This window comes from Legionella sp., assembly GCF_965140895.1.
Lineage (GTDB): Bacteria > Pseudomonadota > Gammaproteobacteria > Legionellales > Legionellaceae > Legionella.
In genome coordinates this window covers 104,120-127,880 of sequence record NZ_CBCSKT010000095.1, presented here as the reverse complement: position 1 = coordinate 127,880, position 23,761 = coordinate 104,120, and the positions used below count along the sequence as shown (strand labels likewise).

Sequence of the window (23,761 nt, the reverse complement as noted above, 5' to 3'; positions counted from 1 at the left end):
CTCGTTGTCCTCTTTTCTCAAAACTCATATCAAGTATAATGCAGTAAGAAAGCAATATCAAGAATGGTTATTGAGAATAACAGAATCCAATAAAAACGGGGATCTACCCTAACGTAGTTTAATCTACTCAAAAACGAACGTTTTCAATAATAGGTATCCAAGTAATTAATGTATAGCCCTAATCGAATAAACCTGTTATCTGATCAAGAAATTGAAGCCATTTATGCTATCCCTGAATTTAATAAAGCTGAACGAGAGTTGTATTTTTCAATAACGGATGAGGAAATGCTCATCGTCAAAAAATATCGCACTACGAAGGCACAGATTTATTTTATTCGATTGCTTGGGTATTTTAAGGCCAAGCAACAGTTTTATAAATTTAATTTAGGCCAAGATAATGACTCACAATTTATTTTAGGAAAATATTTCGGGGAACACCTACTAGGACTTACAGGTCAAATCGATTTTAAAACTTATCAAAAACAAAAAACTGATATTCTCTTGTTGTTTGGCTTTAAAGATTGGCAGCCACCGTATGAGCCCAAAATTCAGCTTCATTTAAGTGAGCTGATCAAGCTGTACCCAAAAGGACATGATGCTCTACGACAATTATTAAACTACTTTAGTAATCAACAGATTGTTTTACCTTCGTATCGCACCATACAGGATATGTTTACCAATGCATATTCAATAGAAGATGCTCGACTTGATGCACTTATTTCAGTTATTCCAGAATCAAAAAAAGAACAACTGTCGGTTTTAATCAATAAAGAGGATGGGATAACTCCATTGAATGTAATCCGGTTGGATCAGAAGAATTTTAAATATAAGGCTATCAAGGCTGAGGTAGATAAGGCCTTGAGACTTGCCGAATTATATGATTTTGCAAAAAGCTTCCTCCCAAGACTCAAAATATCCAAGAACTCTATTCGCTATTATGCTGATTTAGCGGAACAGTACGCGGCTTCTAGGCTCAGACGTTTAAGTAAGCCACAACAATGGCTTCAAGCTTTGTGTTTTGTATATCATCGTTATCAACAAATTATGGATCACTTAATTACCAGCTTTATATATCACACCAGAGGTATAATGAATGAGGGTAAAATATATGCTGAAAAGGCAATGGCTGAGCATAGTTCAGGTTTGGTTGTTGACTTACCAAAATTGGCTCGATTTCTAAAATGGTTTCCAAATCGTAAGCATAATTTAACCCATGATGAGCTAAACCACCAAGCTTATAATATTTTACCAGTGGAACAGTTCCCTGCTCTTGCACAATTTTTGGAAGGCAGTGTATTTGATAAAAAAGCAGCCAAATGGGCATTTTTTCTGGAATCATCAAGGCAAATTGCATTGTATCTCCGGCCTATTATGTTAGCAGTACCGCTCGTATTTTATAAAAAAGACAGCGATATTATGAGGCTTATCGATTTACTCAAAAAACACTATGGTGCTGATAAAAGTCCATCATCATTTAAGCTGCCAAAGGATTTGGAGGACGCCATCTCTAAAACAATGATTCCTTACTTGAAAGCAAATCCAACTGATGAGCATGTAGATCCCCATTTATTTGAATTTTTTGTCTATCAAAAAATGTATCGTCGTTTAGATAAAGGACTGCTCTGTTGCAATGAAAGTGTCTCTTATTGTGACATAGACCATGATTTAATTGATGATGCGTTAGTGGATGATGTAGAAAAAATAGCCCATGAATTTGGTTATCCAAATATTCCAATCTATTGCAGTGAGCACTTAGATGAAGTGCTTAACGTCCTAGATAACACGTGGGATAGGGCAACAAAACGCATTAGTCTTGGCGAAAATCCTGGATTTCTGATAAAAGAAACTAAATCTGGTGAGCAAGAGTGGAGTCTAGGCTACGATAGCCTGGATAAGCTAGATGATGCTTTTTTTAAGACCCTCACACAAGTAGAAATCCCTGATATTACTATGCATATTGGTAATCACGTTGATATGTGGCGTGCATTTACCCACATGAAAACCCGTTATCATAAAAAAAGAAAGCCTGTTCCTTTGGTTGTTAATGCGTGCGTACTGTCCGATGCCTTTGGTATTGGTGAGGAAAAAATGGCTGATATGTCAGATCTTAGCCATAATCTTTTGCGATCAACTCATGAAGATTTCATTCGTGTGGATACTTTATGCCCTGCGAATGATATAGCAAGCAATTTACTCCATTCATTGCCTATTTTTAAACAATGGAATTTAATGGATTTACAATTATTAGCTGATGCAGACGGGCAAAAGCTTCCAACTAGTGAAAGTACAATTCAGTCAAGATATTCAAAAAAATTTCTTGGTAAGGAACCTGGGCTTTCTGTGTATACATTAATTGCAAATTTTGTTGCTGTGAATGCCAAGAATATTGGGCCTAACGAGTATGAAGGACACTGTCTCTATGATGTAATCTTTGGCAATAAGACAGACATTGATATTGACATGGTGACTGGAGACAACCACTCTTTAAATCAACTCAATTTTGTTATACTGGATTCAATAGATATTGAATATGTTCCAAGTATAAAAAATGTTAAAGAAGCGACAAATGATTTGTTTTCAGTTAAATCAGTTGATCACTACACTGGAATTATTCGTCCTAGTGGGGTTATTAATAAAGGTCTGATTAAATCTGAGGAAAGAGGGATATTACGGGTTTTACTCTCCTTACTTTTGCAGGAAAATACTCAGAGCATCATCGTTAAAAAAATAAACTCTTCTGCTCGGTATGGAAGATTAAAAAAAGCACTTTTTGAGTACAATAAAATATTAAAAACTACGCATGTATTAAATTTAATAGATAACATGGCGCTTAGGAAGGCCATACGTGCAGCAAGAAATCGAACAGAGGCTTATCACCAATTGCAAGGTCTCATTAGGAAAGTTTATCGTGGGGTCTTTAAGGGAAAGAAAATTGTTAATAATCGAGTCAGTGCACATGCAGTAAGACTTGTTGCAAACTGTATCATTGCCTACAACGGTATTATTTTGAATACTATTTATGAAAAAATGCTTAAAGAAGGAGTTAGCCAAAACATTATTGATGAATTTATTAGAATATCACCTATTGCTTGGGCGCATATTGCCTTTACCGGAAAGTACAGTTTTAAAAAAAGTAATGGTGATATTAATATTGCAACAATGGTTGAGGAACTGGAAAAACATTTAAAGCAGCATTTTTGGAAAGTTACTTAAGTAACGCGTTCATTTTTAATTATTTGCAATAAAATTGCACGGATTGTTGGGCTAAATCTTGAAATCCCACTTTTTGTCAGTTCTTCCACAGGACCCCTAGTAGATTAGGTAAATAACAACGAAGTGAGGTACCTATGAAAAATGTTACTCCAACAAAAATTGATCTTCTGGTTCCTAGCAGCACGAATCATGGGGCAAATGAAAAATTTAATCAGCGTATTATTCATGAGAATGCGCTCGCTACTAATAACGTCCGATCAGAAACCTTTGATATGGGTAAAGCCAAACAGAAAAGTGTTGATGCGTTGATTGCCCTTAATGCAAACGGTGGCTTGCAATCAATGCTTGCTGCTCAAATGCTATCTATTCATGAGTTGCAACAAAGAACAATGACTTATGCCAATGGTGTTGATCACCTGGAGTTGAAAAAATATTACACCAACGCAGCAGTTAAGTTATCGAATTACTTTGTTCAGCAGGCTAATGTGCTCGCAAAATTACAAGGTGTGGGGGGGCAAAAAATAATTGTAGAAAGAGTTGATGTTCACCAAGGCGGTCAAGCTATTGTGGGTAATATTCAAGGGGGTATGGGTAATAAGGAAAAAACATGAAAACAACCTCAAGATAAGGGTCGCGCTACCTCGTGAAATATTCCGGGACGTCCCAGTCCCCGAAATCGACTCGCCAACGCGCGAAGCTAAAGGCCCTGGACGTCCTGGTCCCCCTTGATTTTGAGTCCCCTTCGGGACTAAAAATCTGCGCTCCCCAATGACTGACGCCTTTTCGGATGCCTTATATTTTTCCTACGGAAAAACATCCGGCCCTAAGGCTACCAGGGACTACTCGCCCGCGCCTTCGGCTCTCCATGGCTCGCAGCGACCGAGAAAAAACGCTATGCGTTTGAATCTGCACCTCGATGTGGCGCACGAACAAAAGGGAATAATGGTAAACCGTGTCGTTGCCCAGCTATCAGAGGCAAAGCTCGTTGTCGTGTACATGGAGGAGCAAGAGGCTCTGGTGCTCCACGATATAATCTCAACGCATTAAAGCATGGAGAAACAACTGGCGAGGCTAAAGTATTCAGGGAAGAGATTAGACTGGCAATCAAGCGTAGCAAAAGTTTTATCAAAGAGCTTGTTTAGCCAAGCATATAACGAAATTCAATTTCAGATTTAGCACAGCGGTGGGAGGGAGTAGCCGGGGTTTTAGGAGCTGTAGGGTCATCCGGTGGCACACAACTCTCTGAGTTTCTCTGCCAGTCGTTTTTGTTTTTGGTAGCTATTCAAGTAATCGCTTTGATGTGATCGCTATATTTAAAATGCGCTGAACTAAAAAAGCCGCCACATTCTGACTTAATCGAGCAGCCATTACATTCGGGCATGTACTCGTTTTTCCAGTCTGAAATGCTTTTTTTTGCGAATCGCCAAAGGCTTTTATCCAACAAGCATAATTGGTGGTTATAAATCGAAACATTCATTCTAAAGCGATCCAAGATATTAACCGCCTCGACAAGCTCCGATTGGTAGTCCGCTGGATCAATCCATAGAGAATCAATATTTGCTTTTGTGAACCCCATCATTTCTAAGCCCATTAAGGCTATATGATCAACAAATAGTAAGTTTCGTGTAATAAACTCAGCAAGTTGAGGTAATCTTTGGTATGTTTGTTTATGAATTACCACTCGAATTTCAACTTTTTGATTGAGGGATTTAAGATTGATAATCCCTTTTAAAGTTTCATTGTAGGCATTTTTTGCTTGAACCACGTAATCGTGAATGCTTGGCACATCTGAATATAACGGGATGCCGAACATTAAATCAGGATGTTCAACAGAAGCTATATTTTTAACCAAATTGGTATTGGTAAAATTTCGACCATTAGTTAATACGTGAATGGCTGTATTTGGCAAACACGCTTTAAATCGTTTAAACATTGTTACCAGATCATCACCTAATAAGGTTGGCTCTCCTCCAGTAATACCAATTTCAGACGCAGTTGGGCTTATTAAGGGGATCATAGAAAGAATTTCATTAACCAAATATCTATCGTTAATGTTCCTTGGAGGCTGCGAACACATTAAGCAAAAATTGTTACACTTTTCAGTTACCAAAATTGAATTAAAAGGTGAGTTTTTTCTGAAGAGGACTTTAATGGAGTTTTTTTCTGGATTAATCACCGCAATGTCATCATTAGCAAGGTAGTTAAATTCTGGTGGTAGAAGAAAAACATTATAAAAATTTTTGTCACTCAAATGGCTTTCGTCAAAAATAAAATATGAATGGAATCCAGATGGTAACGGCATCACCTCGTTATTCTTCTTTAGGAAAATTAAACTAGATCTGAGCGCAGTAGGTATATTGGGATTGTCTGATATCTTAGCCACAAATCGTTCTGTTAAGTTGGTATTGGTTAAAGATTTTATTCGAGAGTAAAGTTTCATCATAGTTAGCACCTCACCCAGCTTAATAAAATCTTCCGCGTGTCTTGATCTTCCATCAACCGAATTAAATGTTTAAAAATCTCCATATTCTTATAACAAAATAAACTATTTGGTTTGTTCCCTACCACATCATTCTGGGTCGCATGGTGGAATACAGGATCACTTCCGCAATAGGGCTGAAAGGCGCATTCAGAGCAGCCTGGGACACTTTCAGACATGGTTTGCTCAAGTACATCTAGAAGCTTGTCCGAACCAATAATTTCTTCATATGGATCACTGTCTAAGTTACCGAGCTTGAATGTCTCATCTCTCATTTCAGCCAGCATTCGAGCCTCATCAGAGGCATAAACATCACCATTATAGTTGAATACAATAGCACTAATGCCAATACCCGCGGGCGATTGTAAATCAACATACCCTGGCTCGGTCGGGGTAAACATTTTACTTAAAATAATGGACGCGTATTGCTCGGCAAAGTAATGGCCACTTTTGTTAATTTCAAGAATGTAGTCAAGCCCTTCAAAATAGAATTTCAGCCATTCTTGAGTGTCGTATTTTTTATAACTCTTAGTTTTAATTGCGAAGCCGTATGGGCTTAATGGTCGTAAAAAAATTGAATTAAATCCATGTGTAATATATTCATCAATAACATCTTTAACTCTAGGTAAGCTCGCCTTGGTCGTAGTCATTAATGCCGAAACACTATGGGGGCCTAATGCTTCTCTGACTTTATTAATCCCTTGTATGGTTAGCTGGTGGCTATTTTTACCCGGTCTGGGGCGGTTTTTATTATGTAAATCTTCTGGACCATCCAATGATGTGGAAATTAAAACTTTATGTTCATTGCAGAAGCTTAGTATTTCATCGTTAATAAAAACAAGATTGGTCGCAATCACAAATTGAATATCTCTGTTCTCGATTTTATTGCGCTCTTCTACTGTTAAAACTATGTATTTAATCAGATCGAAATTGAGTAATGATTCCCCACCTTGAAACTCAAACTTCAAACTGCGCGATGGGCTTTTAAAGGCAAATTCGATCCCTTTATTTGCTGTCTCTTTGGTCATATCAAATCGAGAAGTATCAACACTCTGGCGTGAGACTTGGCAATATGGGCAGGAATGATCGCAACGTAGGCTAACAACAAATAAGTGTAGGCTGGTAAACTCTGAAAGATGGCTTTTTTTAGTTATGAATTTTAAAGCAATTAGGTTTATTGCAACATCTGAACTCTGATCGTATATAAAATTCTTTGCTATAAGATTATTGTAGTTAATAGTTCCAATAGGTAACTTTTTGCTGATTAAAAGGTCTAACTCATCTTTAGTTAAAACTAAGTATTCCCCAGCTAAATTTGTTAGAACATACCTGTTCGAGTCCAGATGTGTAAAATTAAAGGGTAATAGCTTATAAGCGGTGTTCTCATTGGACTCATAGGAGGATAACGGTTGGAATTTAAGTCGCGCTTCTGACATGGTTATTCAGGCTCAATAAGTGTGGTTTTGGAAAAAGCATGAGCAAGTATTAAATTCCTCACACCCTCAGTTTCCTTGAAAACAATTTCCCTTAAATCTTGATCTAGCAACTCACTATGAAACTGGCGAATTAAGTCTGCTTGTATCTCTTTGTCAGCTGCTGGGTTAAACCCAAAGCCCACTTTAATTTTTTCATCATCAACTTTTTCCAATTTGACTGAAAATTCTGAAGAAAACTTATAGCAAGCTTTTTTTATTGCGTTAAGGCTGTATGTAGTTAAACTGAGAATCTCCACATGTTCAATTAGCTGCGCGTTAAGGTCTTTATCCATGGTTATTCACGTTTAATAACTACTTGAGTAGTGCGATGAATGAGATGAGTGTGATGAATGAGAGCTATGTGAATAGTGACCTACTTTTGAAAAAGTAGCATCTGCTCGTTTTATTAAAAGAGGCTCATCAATAACAGATGAAGCGGTTGGTTGAGTCATTACAGCTTGAATAACGGGCGGGTTTACTTGAGTGTTGGGTGTTGCGGATACAGTAATCGGCACTGTAGTTGCAAGCAAAGCCAATACTGCTGTTTCAATCGGTTTGAGAAATTTTCTCTTTTTTTGTTTAATCTCAGACATAAATCCTCCTCTACCTTCCGGTATCTCAATAAATAAAGTATAGGTTATTATTTAAAAGCTGCTCAAGTGATCATTTTTTGATCTTGTGGGTAATAATACATCATAACCTTGTAAAAATAGGTTCTAAAATCAGGGAACTACGCTTGGCCAAAGGTTATTCGCAGGAAGGAATTGCCGATGCTGCTGGCATGGGTCGAACTTACATGGGGCGTGTCGAGCGTGGTGAACAAAATATATCAATACAAAATTTGATACAGATAGCTTTTGCTTTAAATGTTGAAGTTGAGAAGTTAATACCCAAGCTATCTGAACTTAAAAATCCGTATATCAATTAACGATCCTTATTTTCCAGGGCTATGCCTACTTTATTGAGCAATTTCGGCGTAACCTTATCTTGGCTTTCAATTTTACTCACATAGGCTTGCGTAACGCCCATTAGCTTGGCTAGGTCTTCCTGTGTGATACCTGCTTGAATTCGAGCTAGAGCAATTGGATTATCAATATAATCAGCAGGGTCAAACACTTCATAATCTTCATTTTCTTGCGAATGTTTTAGTTGCTCTGCAATTTGACGGCGCAAGGCATGGTAAGCGGCAACGGGTAAAAGGACATATTCGACCTTGCCATCCATTGATTTAATTGTTTGTAGGTTCATTTGTAAGCACCTCCACGGGGTTTAATTTTCTCAATGGAAATAATTTTTACTTCGTTATCTCTATCGAAAACAATTCGCCATTGTCCAACACGCAGACGAAAATAAGATTCGCCCTGTAATTTTTTATATCCAAGCTTGCGTTGTCGGGGTTTTCCCCTAATAACACAATCTTTTCAGTAATTCTGGTTCTATCAGGTTGTGGTACACTCTGTAGTGCTTTCTTAGCCTGTTTTTTGATCAGCAGCGTGTACGACACTATAAAACCTTGTTATTATTCTTATATGGTTATTATAGGTTATATTTAGTTATAATTCTAGCAATAGAATGGGCGTAATATTTTAGTGGCACTCTAGTGGCACGAGATGACAAGAAACCATGGTTTATAGCAACAATTAACAATTATTAGTTTGGTTTAACTTGTTGATTTTATTGTTGTTGTTTGTCGTTTGTTGTTGCCATTAATAGCGCGATCGGGGATTCGTAATCAGAAGGTCTGGAGTTCGATTCTTCTCATCGGCATTGTAGAATCAATGGGTTATGACAATTTATATTTTAAATTTCGTTGCGTGTCGAATATGTGTCGAATAATCAAAAAGATATTTTTATAAAATATAAGTTTTTATAAGCAGACCTCATTAAGTATCTAGAAAAATGAACGAGGAGAAACAAGTATATTTGCTCCATGCCATTCTTGAGGATGCAAAACAAGCATTAGGCACAGAAGAAGATAAACAAGTTTATGAACTAATCTCTAACTGCCAAGCATCTTTAGAACACGGAAACCTATTGAGTCAGGCTAGAAAGAATGTAAATAAATTAATTGCGTTGCTTGAACAGAGGGAAGATGGGCAATCAACACTAGATCATTTAAAAAAAAATGGGGTCTACCGCATTCTTTATCGTAATCCCACAATACTCGGTCAGCAAGCACCTCAGGATGATGACTTAAACCAGCTTCTACGAGCAGGCTTTACAGGTCGCCCTTTTTGTAGCAACCACCCTTATTGGAGGTGCTCCATTTTGGCTTACCGCTATTTCTGCGGGGCTATTTACCGGTGCATCAACCTATTTAAGTGGGATTTTATATGGAGTGGTTAATGATCTTTTTGCAACTAAAGCTAATTTACCTTACTTCCTTTTAGGCCATCAAATACAACAGACAAGTATGCTGCGTACTAACAATAAAATAGCTCAGGGCATCGCCTGGGGCGTCGCAGCAACATTTGGGCCTGCAACACTTGCCTCAGTGCTATTTACAGTAGTTGCAACAGTGACCACTTTTTTTGTTCCACTAGCTACATTTGCATTACCTGTAATGATAATTGCAATGCCTTTAATTGCCGTTGGAGCAGAAATATATGCTCAAAAAATGACTACTGCTCATCAAAATCAATATGGGGAGAGATTATCTCCTTTAATTAATGGGCTATGGTTAAATGACTATCAAACAGACGGAATTAACTCAATGTGTCAAACACCTCATGAGCTTGCTGCCTGGCTAGCTAATGGGGATCGGAACCGCTTTGGTTTTCTTCGATTACCCTTTATTGGTGTGGGGGCATTAGTAGGTTTTGTGGGGCTAAGTGTCTTAAGCACCCTATTCCCGCCAGTACTTTTTGCCTCGCCAATTATTGCGATGGTTGTTCCTGCCGCCTTTGCTGGAGCCGCTACCCTTTCTCTTGTCGCTGGTGGAATTTACACCTACGCTAATCGCAACATCATGTTAGATGATCGTTATCGTATGGAGTTTGATGGAGAACTTAAGCCTGAATTATATCTTGATGAAGATGCTGAATATGTACAAACTGTACTTCGCAAATATCCTAATCCCGATTTTTCAGAAGAGGACTCTACACTCCCAGCAACGTTAACCAAAAAAGAGGAACCTAAAGAAGTACCTCATTTTCCTCCAATAATTTCTCTTGCTATTTCAAGTGCATCAGCTCAAACAAAAACCGAAACAAAAGAAAGCCAGGAGCAATCACGGTTACTTTTGCTCAACCCAGCAATAACAATCTGAAATGACTTAGAACATTCCCTGTTTTTTTTAAAATTATCAACTATAATTTTAAGACTCTAATAAGAATAATAACAAACGGGGGATGTCATGTTACGTCGATGGATCGTTGTCGCTTTATTATTTTGTACCCTCCCATGCTTTGCCGCTGATGAGCGTGAAATAGCCATCACTATTGATGATTTACCCTTTGTTGGTTCAGGCACTAGTACTCCAGCCAGTTTAAAACGCACTCAAGACCGATTTATGGCTATAGTAAAAGCGCTTGTTGATAATCAAGTACCTGCTACTGGTTTTGTGATTGGTGGCGCTGTGGCTAAAAATGAATGGGATCTGTTAGAAACCTTCCGTAATCAAGGCTTCGCTTTAGGTAATCATACTTATACCCATGACAGTCTAAACAGCATGAGTGCAAACAAATACATTGCGGATATTGAACGCGCAGATGTTAAATTAGCTCCAGTAATGACGGAACCAAAATATTTCCGCTACCCATACCTTGCCGAGGCAACTGGCGAGAAAAAACAACAGGTAGTGAATTATTTAGCAGCGCATCAATACACTATTGCTCCAGTTACTATAGACAGTAAAGATTATGAATTCAATGCGCAGTTTTATAGAATCCCCTATCGCAAAAGAGCACAAAGTATTAATCAATTTAAAAAGCGTTACTTAGCCTATATTTGGAAACAAACTTTGGCAGCAGAACGTAGATCCAACAAATTTAATGGGCAGCCTATAAAACAAATATTACTTATCCATGCGAATCTACTAAACAGCTACTGTCTGGAAGATATTATTGAGATGTATAAAAAGAATGGATACAAATTTATTAGTCTTGCCGATGCCTTGAGAGGAGATGCTGTGCAGTCTTTAAATGCGAGTTCAGAACCCTCAAATCTTACTAAGCAGGCTCAGAAAGAAGCGCAAGTGAATAAGGTAGTGCCTGAATGAACGCTTTAACTTACTCCCGAATTACCGTGGCTTGACCACGGTAATTCGGTTTCTATAAGCCCAATACTACTTTAGATGAATTGCAAACGCCCGAGCGAAAGTAATTACTTAGATAAAGAAACTTGTGTTACCCGAGAAATAGCATGCTTAGGTAACAACAGCCAATAATGTCCGGTATTCTTCATATGACCAGCAATCGAGGTTGCACGATCACCATCCCCCCAAAATACATCCCCACGAATCTTGCCGCGAATTGCCCCCCCCGTATCTTGAGCGATCATCAATCGTTGCATAGGTTTGCTTTCATCAGGTTTAAGACTATTTGGACGTGTCGTATTTAACCATAATGGCGTTCCCAGAGGGATCCATTGCCTATCTACTGCTAAGGAATAGCCTGGAGTTAACCATACACCTTGCGCCCCCAAAGCGACTCCTTGATTCATTTTACGGAAAAACACAAAAGATTTATTTTGGTTAATCACTGGATGCAACTGTTTAGGATGCTTCGTCAAATAGCGCTTAATCGCTTGCATGGATGCATTATCTCGAGTCATAACCCCTTTTCTGATTAAAACCCCAGCAATAGCGGTATATGGCTGTCCATTTTGTGCATCGTAGCCTACAGAGAGGCGCTCGCCATCCTCAAGTTCAATAAGCCCTGAGCCCTGAATTTCTAAAAACAGGCGATCAATAGGACTATTAATCCAAACCAAGACTTTAGCTTTATCCTTCAAAGCCCCTCTATTAATTTGAGCACGCGTATAATAAGGAACGAGTTGTTTTTTTACCAAACGACCGACAATACGACGATTTTTCAGATCGCCGGAAAACATTCCTAAATCAGAAGTAATTAAATCGTCTGGCGTTTCATATAAAGGCACACTAAATTCCTTCGATTTAGTATAACTACCCTTAATTGTTGGAACATAATAACCAGTAAACAAACCAGGTCCCGTCTCTGGATCAAAAAACTCCACCGGCTGGAACCATTCTTCAAAAAACAATTTAGCTGATTTATCAGTAATAGAATCAATGACTAAAGCAGCCGTACAGGCTGGTTGCCAATCTTTTACTTGCAGCTCAATATGATCAGTACCAACCACTTGCTCCGGCTTTTGTTTCACAAAAGCACGACACGAAACTTGAAAGGTTGCTAGTGAGCGCTTCAAATCGGCAGACATCCATCCAGGGAGTTGGTTAAAAGTAACCGGCCTGAACATAGATGCTGTTTTTTGCGGTTCTACAGGTTGTTTAAGTTGCTTGGAATGCCAAAACCACCAGGATGTTGTACCTAGTGCAACAATAGCGACAAATAATGATGTATAAAGTATTTTCGTTTTCATAGAGGGTAATTTTTACACGTTATGGAAGAAAATGCAACTAAAAACTGGTTGTTTTTAACGCATATTACGGGCTGCGACTTTTAAAAGATCAATAGTGTAACCCATCAACGAATTGATTTCATTTATTTTCTTGTGGGAATTACCTATACAGACCCCAGATAACGCCAGCTACTAATCCCTAAACGAATTAAACGCTCATTGCCCGCACAATTGGCCATTGTGCGGGCACTAATATAACGAATTTGCAAAAAAGAAACCGGCACCCCCTCCTCCATCAAAACCACAGAAATGCGTTGATGGTAGCTTGTTCGTTTTTGCCCTTGGTCATAAACCATTAAACAGGGAAAGGAGCCTAAATCCTCGATAAAATATTGATAACTCAATTCCCCCTCATTCAAAAAACAGCCCTGATGCTGCAACAAGGTGTTCAACGCGCGATTAGCTGAGTCTTGATGACGCATGCAGCCTGAGGAAAGAAGTTTTTGCTGAGCCAATTGGAGTGCCACGGCCTCTAACTGATAAAAACGCTGGTGCAATGCTTCTTGATGATTGCTTACTTTGAAATATAACAATAGATGGTGCATGGAGCTAACTACCAACAAACTGATTACAGCAGTGATCAATAAAACGATTAGAAAAATAAACCCTTGTTCTTGTCGTTTCATGAGCCACGTACCGTAACCATAATATTTTGCGTCCCTCCCTCTGCAAGCCCTAATGCTACTTGCATAAGAACAGCTCCATTCTGGTGTTGGCGATAGCTATGCAAAGACTGGATTAATGAAGTAACCTCTTCTGGCTGCCCAAGTTGATAAAATAAAGCAGGTTTTCCTTGGGCATTTTTCTTAATAAACCAACGCTCTTCCCAATATTCACCAACATAAACCACGCCTGTATATTTAAACTGCAAGGGCTTATCCAAAGTAATTAAGACACCCTTCGCATGGGTTCTCATCGAAAAGCTTCGTTGTATTTCTGCCTGTTCACAATCCGCAATAATTAAGGGGCGTTTTTTATTAAAGGAACTCGCTTGAGGCACAAGAATTTGCCTGGTATTCGGTATATTTATTACCTCCGCAAACTGTTCATGCATGCGATTGATTTGCAGTAAATATCGCGGTCCATTTTCAATGTGCAAACCATGAACGAGCATTCCTTGTTTTTTAAGATTTAGCTGATCAATGCCTAAACATGGGGTAAAACCTGCACGACGAATGCTGTCACTCAATAAATCACTAACCCAGCGTAAATCAAAATTAGTAGCGAGCATACGTTCCATCTCAATATAACCCTGTTTACTTTGGCTATAAAATTGCATTAGCATCGTCATTAGCAGACTTGAAAGAAACAAGCCGATTAATACTTCTGATAAGCTAATTCCCGCATGTTTCCTCATAAAGAACCCGCCAACTTCATATGATGGCGCGTAAACACATTCGGCTTGGCAGCATGATGTACACGCAATATCGTGCCTTGAGAATTATGTTCAATCTGTAACTGATAGGATGGAGGAGGAGTTGGAAGTTGTTGCAGATGAGCCAATAAGGCTTCGTCAATTTGATCCAAAAACTGGGCGCTTTGTTCACGCCAGATTAATTGTTTGAGTAATTGCTTACTTTGCCATTGCTGTTGCAATAAGAATAGAGCAACCATTGTTGCGAGCAAAAGCGATGCCAGCACTTCAACAAGGGAAAATCCCTTTTGCTGATTCATATTCCATATTCCTGAGGTTGGTTAACCTGCACAGAATAGCGCTCTAATCCTGAAAATTCAACAGGGCAAGCGCCAGAATACCTTCAAAAGATATTGCAGGGTGATTAATTCAATATGCGCTTGCACTGGCCAAGGCATAGATTTTTACATGGGTTAATATTTCGTTAATCTTTGATCAGTATATTACGACACAAGATAATTTTAATTCAATGTGTGGAAAAATAAATCCCTTAATATGGAGTATCTATCATGAGCATTAAAAATCAGCACAATCATTCTTTCTTTACAACAACTTTATCTGAAAGGATAAAGAAACGTATTTCTGAAATAAAAAATGAAGTACTCTTTGACGTGGCGTTTAATGAGGCATTAAAAGTAATGAAAGAAGAACGTAATGAAGAAAAGCTTTTTGATTCCGCATTTGAAAAGATGCTTGAAGAAGAACTTTTTGATTCAGCTTTTAAAAACACGTTTAATCTCTAAAAGTCATTTGACAAGGAAATGACCTTAGATTGAGGTTCCTGGCTGGAAGTATCGATCTGCTTTTTTAATCTAATGGAGCATTTTTATGCTCCATTAGAAATCAAATTCTCAATGTACAGTTTAAAAGCAAATTTAGAGTTAGACCGTAAATTTTTGATACGGATAGAGAGAGTGTTCATCTCACTATGTCACCTCATTGATTATCTAAGTCACAGATTTAAGCTGTGTTAATAAGGTGTTTTTGATGAATAAAGTTGTCATTATTGGTGCTGGCCCCGTAGGGTTATATCTTGCCTATAAACTAAAAATGAAAGGAATCAATCCCACCATTTTTGATCCACGTGCTGGTGTTTATTTACGCCCTGGACATGTGAATGCGGAAGACATGGAAAAGGTGTTGAGTGAAATAAATGAGGCTGTACTGATAACGGGACAAATTCATATCAAAGATATTGAACGTGTGCTTTATGATAAAATTCAAACGCTTTACATACCCGTAGAAAAAAAATTATTTATTCGTTTAAGCACCGAAGGGAAAGGTATTATTGTTGCTAATAATGAAAATATAGAAGAATTCGTCGAGTGTGATTTTGTCTTTGATTGTACAGGTTCCAAACGAAGCGTAGTTAAAGCGGTTAATAGCACCGTCTCACCCGCCCCATTTACCATAAAACCAATTTACTCAGAAGTTAATGTCAAAAATAATTTTCTTGCTTATGTCGATATGACTGCAAGTAACCAACGTATTATCGACCTATTTGAAAAAGAATCGAACACCCTTATGCTTGGCCGTGAAAAACCGCTTGCCTATGTTAAAAGAATAGAACAATTACGAGCATTAGGCTGGAAAGAGCTGGGCTATCCCAAATACTACAGCGTTAAGTTCAGCAAAAACAAAGTGTGTATTTATATGGAGGCACCAGATAATTTGCCGTCTGAACTACAAAGCACCTGGGTTGAAACACTGCTTCGCAGTATGTCCGGGGTTAATTCCATTTCCTTTCAGCAATTACCGCCCTCCAATAAACCACGTTTTATTCAGTTTCAAGTTTACCCTCAGGAAGTCCTGGAAGTTGCTTATGAAAATAAAAACCATCCTACCGTAATCCCACTTGGTGATGCACAAATGGAACCCCATTACCGCCTAGCTTTAGGATTAAAATCAGGCATGGGACGGGTAGATATACTAATAGATCATCTTGAAGCATATCAGAATAATATTGCTTTTTTTGATGCTCAAGAATATTTTGAATTAATTAAAGCAAGTCTCGGTGATCATAAAAGGCGTATTGGCCTACTTTATGCAGAACGTGCAGAATATCATAAAAACTGGCTGCTACAGGCAGAGGAACATTATAAAGATGCGATTCAAGAAGCTCGAAAACAACAAATTCCTACAATAAATTTTGAAAAAACACGTGTAGAAATCAAAGCGCAAATTAAATATAAAGAAGCCAAAAAACTTGTAGCAAAGCTTGGCAGCAATGATAAGATCACTCAACTTGTAGAAAGCAACCCTGAGCAAATAGAATCTCAATTATCCTCAATATATAACCTCCTGATAAATGCGCAAGCTAACTTACCTGAATCATTTACTGAAGAACATGCAAAACTAACACAAAATTTAGCTCACTTAGCGAATATATGGAACAAATTAGGGGATCATTATTTTAAAGAATTATTATTCAGCTCAGCTAAATCAATGTATGAAAAAGGTTTAGCGGTCTACAAAAACATTAAATGTCAAGAAGCCCATGCCCTTCACGAATTGACACTTTACTTCAATTTAATTGTTAGCAAACGTAAATTGAATGAGAATGAAGAAATTATTGAGCTTGGAACAACAGCCTTAGCAAAATATCCGAAAAAGCCTGAACTCATGGTAATTAGTAAAACAATTTTGGCTCATTTGCTTCTTGCCACAGAGGAAATGATGCAATCAGGTTTGCTTACAGGCGATGAACTCAAAGAGCAAGTACGAGAAATTTCCGAGTTATATCCTGAATTAATTGATAAAACCTTGAAAAAAAATCTGGAGGATGCGGGGAATACTACAAATTATCTTCAGGAGTTTGGGTTGTTTAAATATGATGCGGAAGTGGCAACACATAACATAAAACAAGCATTCTTTACACCTAACCATTCATTGTAATTATTTTCACTCACGATAGCGCTCATTAAATTTAAAACGCGCTTCGTGACAGAAAGCGTTGCCTTAGGTAATATGAAATCAATTACTTAGCAAGGAATGTTATGGCAGTTAATTTTCAAGAAGTACCTCATCAAGGAATACGTTCATTAGTGCCTTATAAACCAGGAAAATCCATTGAAGAACTGGCTCGTGAGAAAGGGATTAGTAATATTATTAAATTAGCCAGCAACGAAAACCCTTTGGGATGTAGCCCTAAAGCTTTAGCCGCTTTGCGTGATATGTCGCCCCATGTATTGGCAATGTATCCCTCCCCTGCGAATCATCCATTAATACCTAAATTAGCCCAAAAGCATCAAGTAGATACAAATCAACTTTTCGTTAGTAATGGCTCCGATTACATCTATACCATTTTATTAAATTCATTCGTATTACATCATGATAAACACATCCTTGTTCATGATTATGCGTTCAGTACTTATGCGATTCAGGCACAAACATTAAACATCCCCGTACATTCTGTTGCGATACATGATGACTGGCATGTCGATATCACCGCAATTATTGAAGCGTGTACTCCCAAAACAGGCATTATTTTTTTAGCCAATCCCAATAATCCAACTGGGGTACTTATTAACCAACAAGAAATACAGCATCTGCTTAATAGCATTCCTGAACGTACTTTATTAGTCATTGACGAAGCCTATTATGAATTTGCAGCATCACATTATAATAACAACAGCATCGACTGGTTAGCCAAACACCCGAACCTAATCATTACGCGCACTTTTTCTAAAATCTATGGCTTGGCCGGACTACGTTTAGGTTATGCGCTAGCTCATCCCTCGATTATCGACATCATACAACGGGTACAACTCCCATTTACCGTCAATCAAGCAGCATTAACTACCGCACATGCAGCCTTAGATGATCAAGAGTTTCTCCAACTAAGTTTGAACATCAATGCAGAGGGAATGGAACAAATGCGTTCAGGTTTTGAGGACTTAGATCTGGAATACCTACCCTCCGCCTGCAATTTCTTTACCTTTAACTGTAAGGAAGATGGGATATCGCTCTATAATTATCTTTTAGACAGAGGTATCATTGTTCGACCGCTTCATCCCTATAAAATGAATAATTTCATCCGAGTAACGATTGGTACTCAAGAACAAAACGCTCGTTTTCTTGAAGCACTAAAAAGTTACTATCGTTAAAAGGAACAAAAATGACTAGTGATTTAAGTAGCAAACATTGTGAATCATGTGAAGGAATTGGGGCTGCATTGACTGCAGAGCAAGTTAAAAATTTGCTACCTCAATTAAATAAGCAATGGCAAGTTAGCGCAGATAACCGTATTATTCGACGAGAGTTATCATTTAAAGATTTTTACGAAACAATGGCTTTTGTAAATGCACTTGCCTGGATAGCAAATGTTGAAAACCATCATCCTGATTTAGAAATTGGTTATAATTACTGCAATGTAAATTTTATGACCCATGCCTTGGATGGTTTAAGCCATAATGATTTTATTTGTGCTGCCAAGTTAGACCATTTGTTATTGGGTTAATATGAAATAGAAAAGAATTGCCACGAGAAGTCAGCTTCGTGGCAATATAAATATCGAATATTTCTTAATAGAATCCCATTGACTAAAAATTGAATTTAGCGCGCTAAAAGATGGGATTCAATAACGCATTAAAACGGATCTTGGTTGAGCCAAACATACCGTATTCAGTTATCAAACCAGGATGAATTACATCTGTAGACATTTTAAACTCCAAAATAAATCTTTTAATATTTCATTACCGCGCGCTCTTCACCAAGTAGGTTAGTTAAAAGTCCTAATAATTCATCACTTGGCTCAACATACCACTGTTTTGCTAAGCTGAGCTGTGCCTTTGCATGCTCATTGGTGTAAGCAAATTGCACGGCACAGACACCTGAATGGCCTTTTAATATGGTTTGAATCGCGGACAACATACTCTGGTGCTCTGATTTTAAACGCAACTCCAAACAACGAGCAAATCTTGAGCGTGCTGAGGAGACATTATACAGACAAGTAGCCGTCATTTTAACTCCCCCACTAAAATCATCGTGAGCAACCTCACCCTCCACTACAAGCATATCCCCAGAAGCCAAGGGGGAAGTAAATGATTCAAATACTTCGCCAAAGACCACGACATCCATCCTAGAGGTCGAATCATCCATGCCAATGATTACCAGTTTTTTACCGCGTTTGGTAATAATCTTACGAATACCGGAGACTTGGGCACAAATCACGGCTTTTTTATGCACCGAAGGATTTAATTGACTTATGGGGACGATAAAATCTACAAACTCGCGACGATATTGATCTGCAGGATGGCCTGTTAGATAAAAACCTAAAACCTCTCGTTCACCATCAAGTCGCTGCGCTTCAGACCAGGGTTTGGACTCTACATATTCCTGATTGCTGGCATTATCCTCTAAGAGAGTAAATAAATCGAATTGACCGCTGGATTGATTTTGATGTTCTTTTTCAGCTACTTTGAGCGCCTTTTCCAAGGAAGCAGTCAACACCGCACGCTCAACCTTCCATACATCAAAAGCACCACTTTTAATCAATGCTTCAAGCACCCTGCGATTCACCTTTCGTAAATCTAATCGTTGGCAAAAACTATATAAATCAGTATAGATTCCTTGAGCCTCACGCTCCTGGGTAATACAATCAATCGCATTTTCCCCTACTCCCTTGATTGCACCAAGACCATAGACGATGGTCGTGTCATCAGTCACCGTAAAGTGATACATCGATTGATTAACTAATGGGGGTAGCACGGTTAATTTCATATGTGCGCATTCATCGATAAAAGTTACTACTTTATCGGTGTTATCCATATCCGAAGACATTACTGCGGCCATAAACGCTGCTGGATAATGGGCTTTAAGCCAAGCAGTTTGATATGCAACTAAAGCATATGCAGCGGAGTGGGACTTGTTAAAACCATAGCCCGCAAATTTTTCCATCAAGTCGAAGATGTAGCTTGCGACTTTTTCATCGACCCCGCGCGCGGTAGCACCCTCGGTAAAAATTTCCCGCTGCTTGGCCATCTCTTCGGGCTTCTTTTTACCCATCGCGCGACGTAATAAATCCGCAGCACCTAGAGTATAATTCGCAAGAACCTGGGCGATCTGCATCACTTGTTCCTGGTATAAAATAACCCCATAGGTTGGTTTCAAAATAGGTTCTAAATCAGGATGAGGATAATCAACCGCCGCACGCCCATGCTTACGGTCAATAAAGTCGTCCACCATTCCCGATTGTAAAGGTCCAGGTCGGAATAAGGCTACTAATGCAATGATGTCTTCAAAACAGTCAGGTTGTAATCGACCAATCAATTCCTTCATCCCGCGGGATTCCAGCTGGAATACAGCGGTTGTTTTACAGGCTTTGAGCAAATCAAAAGTGGCTTCATCATCCGTAGGAATTTGGCTGATATCAATTGTGGGCAGGCCATTTTTTTGATTTTGTTTGTTTACGGTAGCTAAAGCCCAATCAATAATGGTCAGGGTTCTTAAACCCAAAAAGTCGAACTTCACCAAGCCCGCGGCTTCAACATCATCCTTATCGAACTGGCTGACAATTTGCGTAGAGCCTTCTTCACAATAAATTGCGGTAAAGTCGGTAAGTAAGGAAGGTGCAATAACCACGCCCCCCGCATGCTTTCCAGCATTACGGGTAATCCCTTCCAGTTTAAGTGCTAAATCAATTAGCTCTTTAACTTCTTCTTCCTCTTGATAACGACGGTCTAGCTCAGGCTCCTGCTCCATCGCCTTGCTTAAGGTGATTCCTATTTCAAAGGGAATTAGTTTAGCAAGTTTGTCCACAAAGCCATAAGGATGACCTAGAACTCGCCCCACATCCCGCACCACCGCTTTTGCAGCCATAGTACCGAAAGTAATAATCTGAGACACACTTTGACGACCATATTTTTCAGCCACATAGTCAATGACCCGATCGCGACCTTCCATACAGAAGTCAATATCAAAGTCAGGCATAGAAACCCGCTCGGGGTTCAAAAAGCGCTCAAACAGTAATTCATATTCTAAAGGATCAAGGTCAGTAATTTTTAGCGCATAAGCAACTAAGGAGCCAGCACCCGATCCCCTCCCTGGGCCTACAGGAACGCCATTGAGCTTGGCCCATTGAATAAAGTCCGCAACGATGAGGAAGTAACCAGGGAATCCCATGTTGTTAATTACATCGAGCTCAATTTGCAAACGCTCGTCGTATGCACCACGTAGAGCGGCTAACTCTTCGGCGGATTTGTTTTTAAATATTTGTGCTAAACGCTCTTCCAAACCGACTTGAGATAGATGCGATAAATAATTCTCAACAGTAGATCCTTCTGGAATAGGGAAGTTGGGTAGGTAATTATTGCCTAAATCCAGTTTTACCGTACAGCGCTTGCTAATTTCTACCGTATTTTGAATAGCAGAAGGCAAGTCGGCAAATAAAGCCTCCATTTCCTCTGCTGAACGCAAGTACTGTTGGGCACTATATTGTTTACTACGGCGTGGATCCGCTAACGTATATCCATCGTGAATACAAACGCGCGCTTCATGAGCGTCAAAATCTTCTGCATCGATAAAGCGTACATCATTAGTTGCCACTAACGGCAATTGCAATTCATCTGCTAAAGCAATTAATTGCTCGTTGTATAGCGTTTCATCCGGTCTGCCGGTGCGTTGTATTTCTAAATAAAAGCGATTGGGAAAAAGATTTTGCCAATGACGTGCACGGTTTCTAGCTAATTCTAAATCATTAGCCAATAAAGCTTGCCCTATATCGCCAAACTTACCACCAGACAAGGCAATTAAGCCTGTTGAGTATTCTTCAATCCATTGATTCTGAACGCGTGGCTGTCCCTGATGTTGCCCCTCTTGGTATGCTTTAGAGACTAAACAAGTTAAATTTTTATAGCCTTGCTCATTGAGACATAAAAGCACTAAAGACGAAATCCGCTCTGGTTGCAAAGGATCATGGCAAGGAAGGTCACTACCGATAATCGGTTTAATTCCTGAGTCTAATGCATATTTGTATAATTTTACCGCGGCAAATAAATTGCAATGATCGGTAACCGCAACGGCGCACATCCCCCGTGAGGGCAATACCTTCATTAATGGCTTAATTCGCACAAGACCATCAACTAAAGAAAATTCCGTGTGAACGCGCAGGTGAACAAAACGTTGTTGCATAAAAGGATAAACTCAATCGCCGATTTTAATCTGGGTCGATTTTAACGTAATTATTGTCGGGGATCAAAAGCGTCTCTCACTGCATCAGCAAATAAGTTAATTGCCAGAACCAACAGAAACATAAATATAAAGGCCGCCAGCATAGGCCACCACACTACCGGATCCCGCGCTAACTCAAGTCGAGCACTGTTAATCATATTCCCCCAACTGATGGTCATGGGTGACACACCAACGCCAACGTAGGATAGCAAGGCTTCCGCCATAACTAAGAAACTAAAATCCAGAACCAGGGTAATTACCACGATGTGCATCACATTAGGCAATAAATGTTTGCGTAAAATGGTAAACCAATTAGAGCCTAAAGCACGAGCCGCTAAAACATAATCAACTTCACGTAATTTCAAGGCTTCGGCCCGTAAAAGACGACATAAACTAGTCCAACTGGTTACCCCTAAAATCAGGCACAAGGCGAGCAAACGGGCATCTGCGCTTTGCGCCAAAGTAGGAAATTGTTCAGGATGATTGGCAATATAGGTTTGTAATGATAAAACGGATGCGGTAATTAACAATACTCCAGGAATAGAGCTTAAGGTGGTGTAAACATATTGAATAATATCGTCTGCGAGGCCACCAAAGTATCCGGCAACTACGCCTAAAAATAAAGCCAATGGCAGCATAAAGAACGTGGTTAATAAACCAATGATTAAACCGGTGCGAATACTTTTTATCGTAAAATAAAAAATATCTTGGCCAATTTGTCCTGTTCCTAAAACGTGGAACACTCGGGATAACTGATAACCATAAACAATAAAAAAAGCCAGTATGCTTAGCGTAAGCACTACACTGAAATTTGTAGTACTGAAATGGCAACTGGGCTTGTTACCTCGCATGTAACTAGAAAAGATGAGTATACCGGCAAACACGAGGCCAACTCCTAAGCCCCATTGCAGCGAATTCCAAGCCTTGCTTTTAATGACTTGTTCCTTTTCTGCCTCAGTGCTTACCCATTTTGCAGGATAATTTAAACGTGGAAAAAACTGAGTGACTACGCCATTAACTAAGGTGGTATCTGTAACAAATTGGTATAAGGCTAAGGGGGCTGAGTAGGTCTTTTCATTAATTTCATCAATTGGCGATAAGATTTTATCCAGTACTGATATGGAGGAATCGGACTGATGATTAGATTGAAAATGAATTGAGTCTAATACGCCTATGGTGATAAATGCTAAAAGAATAATCCCCGCACTTACGGCAATAGGGCGATGGAGAATCATCGAGAACGATCGTCGGATGTGTTGTTTGCGTAAACTCAATAAAATAGTAAGCGTTCCCAATGCCAAGAGGATGAGAAAACATTTATCGGTCCATAAAAATTCAAATGTCATTTTTTATTCTCTTTTATCATCACAGATTTCTTCGACATTCTACGACTGGTGCATCCTTCCAACT

The 23,761-nt window shown here is 38.9% G+C and carries 21 protein-coding genes; 10 read left to right on the top strand and 11 right to left on the bottom strand.

The genetic code is table 11. The annotated features are described in order from the left end of the window. Positions 1 to 168: 168 nt before the first annotated feature. Together ACQY7T_RS10860 and ACQY7T_RS10855 are read left to right on the top strand one after the other, a co-directional pair. Positions 169 to 3,213 carry a Tn3 family transposase gene (locus ACQY7T_RS10860; RefSeq protein WP_252578683.1) on the top strand — a complete coding sequence of 1,015 codons (3,045 nt, stop codon included), beginning with the start codon at positions 169 to 171 and terminating at the stop codon, positions 3,211 to 3,213. 134 nt (positions 3,214 to 3,347) lie between these two features. Next, a complete protein-coding gene (locus tag ACQY7T_RS10855) occupies positions 3,348 to 3,824 on the top strand; it encodes a hypothetical protein (RefSeq protein ID WP_428413315.1) in 477 nt (158 codons plus the stop codon). A 671-nt stretch (positions 3,825 to 4,495) separates the two neighbouring features. On the opposite strand, the gene hxsC is transcribed toward ACQY7T_RS10855, so the two are convergent. From hxsC to ACQY7T_RS10835, 4 genes are read right to left on the bottom strand one after another with little or no spacing between them, the layout of a single operon-like run. Then, positions 4,496 to 5,656 carry a His-Xaa-Ser system radical SAM maturase HxsC gene (gene hxsC, locus ACQY7T_RS10850; RefSeq protein WP_428413313.1) on the bottom strand — a complete coding sequence of 387 codons (1,161 nt, stop codon included), beginning with the start codon at positions 5,654 to 5,656 and terminating at the stop codon, positions 4,496 to 4,498. Positions 5,657 to 5,658: 2 nt separating this feature from the next. Beyond that, positions 5,659 to 7,128, bottom strand: coding sequence for a His-Xaa-Ser system radical SAM maturase HxsB (gene hxsB, locus ACQY7T_RS10845; protein WP_428413311.1), 1,470 nt, complete (start codon positions 7,126 to 7,128; stop codon positions 5,659 to 5,661). Between the two features lie 2 nt (positions 7,129 to 7,130). Beyond that, positions 7,131 to 7,460 carry a His-Xaa-Ser system protein HxsD gene (hxsD, locus tag ACQY7T_RS10840; RefSeq protein WP_428413309.1) on the bottom strand — a complete coding sequence of 110 codons (330 nt, stop codon included), beginning with the start codon at positions 7,458 to 7,460 and terminating at the stop codon, positions 7,131 to 7,133. Positions 7,461 to 7,472: 12 nt separating this feature from the next. Further along, positions 7,473 to 7,760 carry a hypothetical protein gene (locus tag ACQY7T_RS10835; RefSeq protein ID WP_428413307.1) on the bottom strand — a complete coding sequence of 96 codons (288 nt, stop codon included), beginning with the start codon at positions 7,758 to 7,760 and terminating at the stop codon, positions 7,473 to 7,475. Positions 7,761 to 7,837: 77 nt separating this feature from the next. Between ACQY7T_RS10835 and ACQY7T_RS10830 the strand changes: the two genes are divergently transcribed. Continuing rightward, complete coding sequence (locus tag ACQY7T_RS10830) at positions 7,838 to 8,095, top strand: helix-turn-helix domain-containing protein (protein ID WP_428413305.1); 258 nt, start codon at positions 7,838 to 7,840, stop codon at positions 8,093 to 8,095. Here ACQY7T_RS10830 and ACQY7T_RS10825 read toward each other — a convergent pair. Next, positions 8,092 to 8,415 (bottom strand): helix-turn-helix domain-containing protein, encoded by a 324-nt coding sequence (locus tag ACQY7T_RS10825; protein ID WP_428413303.1) that lies wholly within the window; start codon positions 8,413 to 8,415, stop codon positions 8,092 to 8,094. The genes ACQY7T_RS10830 and ACQY7T_RS10825 overlap by 4 nt on opposite strands. 651 nt (positions 8,416 to 9,066) lie before the next feature. On the opposite strand from ACQY7T_RS10825, the gene ACQY7T_RS10820 reads away from it, so the two are divergent. The 3 genes from ACQY7T_RS10820 to ACQY7T_RS10810 all read left to right on the top strand — a co-directional run bounded on the left by ACQY7T_RS10820 (position 9,067) and on the right by ACQY7T_RS10810 (position 11,386). Continuing rightward, positions 9,067 to 9,513 carry a hypothetical protein gene (locus tag ACQY7T_RS10820; RefSeq protein ID WP_428413301.1) on the top strand — a complete coding sequence of 149 codons (447 nt, stop codon included), beginning with the start codon at positions 9,067 to 9,069 and terminating at the stop codon, positions 9,511 to 9,513. Then, on the top strand, positions 9,506 to 10,435 hold the full coding sequence (locus ACQY7T_RS10815; RefSeq protein ID WP_428413299.1) for a hypothetical protein: 930 nt from the start codon (positions 9,506 to 9,508) through the stop codon (positions 10,433 to 10,435). The genes ACQY7T_RS10820 and ACQY7T_RS10815 overlap by 8 nt, the downstream gene beginning before the upstream one ends. A gap of 87 nt (positions 10,436 to 10,522) precedes the next feature. Next, the gene (locus ACQY7T_RS10810) at positions 10,523 to 11,386 is read left to right on the top strand and encodes a polysaccharide deacetylase family protein (protein ID WP_428413297.1); all 864 of its coding nucleotides are present in this window, start codon (positions 10,523 to 10,525) and stop codon (positions 11,384 to 11,386) included. 104 nt (positions 11,387 to 11,490) lie between these two features. On the opposite strand, the gene mltA is transcribed toward ACQY7T_RS10810, so the two are convergent. The 4 genes from mltA to ACQY7T_RS10790 all read right to left on the bottom strand — a co-directional run bounded on the left by mltA (position 11,491) and on the right by ACQY7T_RS10790 (position 14,442). Beyond that, positions 11,491 to 12,729, bottom strand: coding sequence for a murein transglycosylase A (gene mltA, locus ACQY7T_RS10805; protein WP_428413296.1), 1,239 nt, complete (start codon positions 12,727 to 12,729; stop codon positions 11,491 to 11,493). A gap of 143 nt (positions 12,730 to 12,872) precedes the next feature. Beyond that, on the bottom strand, positions 12,873 to 13,394 hold the full coding sequence (locus ACQY7T_RS10800; RefSeq protein ID WP_428413294.1) for a type II secretion system protein: 522 nt from the start codon (positions 13,392 to 13,394) through the stop codon (positions 12,873 to 12,875). After that, complete coding sequence (locus ACQY7T_RS10795) at positions 13,391 to 14,125, bottom strand: PilW family protein (protein ID WP_428413292.1); 735 nt, start codon at positions 14,123 to 14,125, stop codon at positions 13,391 to 13,393. Before ACQY7T_RS10795 ends, ACQY7T_RS10800 begins: the two co-directional genes overlap by 4 nt. Continuing rightward, entirely contained in the window at positions 14,122 to 14,442 is a 321-nt protein-coding gene (locus ACQY7T_RS10790; RefSeq protein ID WP_428413290.1) for a PilW family protein, read from the bottom strand. The genes ACQY7T_RS10795 and ACQY7T_RS10790 overlap by 4 nt, the downstream gene beginning before the upstream one ends. A 249-nt stretch (positions 14,443 to 14,691) precedes the next feature. Between ACQY7T_RS10790 and ACQY7T_RS10785 the strand changes: the two genes are divergently transcribed. The 4 genes from ACQY7T_RS10785 to ACQY7T_RS10770 all read left to right on the top strand — a co-directional run bounded on the left by ACQY7T_RS10785 (position 14,692) and on the right by ACQY7T_RS10770 (position 18,641). Further along, entirely contained in the window at positions 14,692 to 14,925 is a 234-nt protein-coding gene (locus ACQY7T_RS10785; RefSeq protein ID WP_428413288.1) for a hypothetical protein, read from the top strand. Between the two features lie 244 nt (positions 14,926 to 15,169). Further along, positions 15,170 to 17,077: an FAD-dependent oxidoreductase gene (locus tag ACQY7T_RS10780; RefSeq protein ID WP_428413286.1), complete on the top strand. Its 1,908-nt coding sequence runs from the start codon at positions 15,170 to 15,172 to the stop codon at positions 17,075 to 17,077. Between the two features lie 101 nt (positions 17,078 to 17,178). Further along, positions 17,179 to 18,288 carry a histidinol-phosphate transaminase gene (gene hisC, locus ACQY7T_RS10775; protein WP_428413284.1) on the top strand — a complete coding sequence of 370 codons (1,110 nt, stop codon included), beginning with the start codon at positions 17,179 to 17,181 and terminating at the stop codon, positions 18,286 to 18,288. 11 nt (positions 18,289 to 18,299) lie between these two features. Beyond that, positions 18,300 to 18,641, top strand: a complete 342-nt coding sequence (locus tag ACQY7T_RS10770; RefSeq protein WP_428413282.1) for a 4a-hydroxytetrahydrobiopterin dehydratase — start codon at positions 18,300 to 18,302, stop codon at positions 18,639 to 18,641. Between the two features lie 224 nt (positions 18,642 to 18,865). On the opposite strand, the gene dnaE is transcribed toward ACQY7T_RS10770, so the two are convergent. Both dnaE and ACQY7T_RS10760 read right to left on the bottom strand, forming a co-directional pair. Beyond that, complete coding sequence (dnaE, locus tag ACQY7T_RS10765) at positions 18,866 to 22,312, bottom strand: DNA polymerase III subunit alpha (protein ID WP_428413280.1); 3,447 nt, start codon at positions 22,310 to 22,312, stop codon at positions 18,866 to 18,868. Between the two features lie 50 nt (positions 22,313 to 22,362). Continuing rightward, on the bottom strand, positions 22,363 to 23,697 hold the full coding sequence (locus tag ACQY7T_RS10760; protein ID WP_428413278.1) for an ABC transporter permease: 1,335 nt from the start codon (positions 23,695 to 23,697) through the stop codon (positions 22,363 to 22,365). Positions 23,698 to 23,761: the final 64 nt, after the last annotated feature.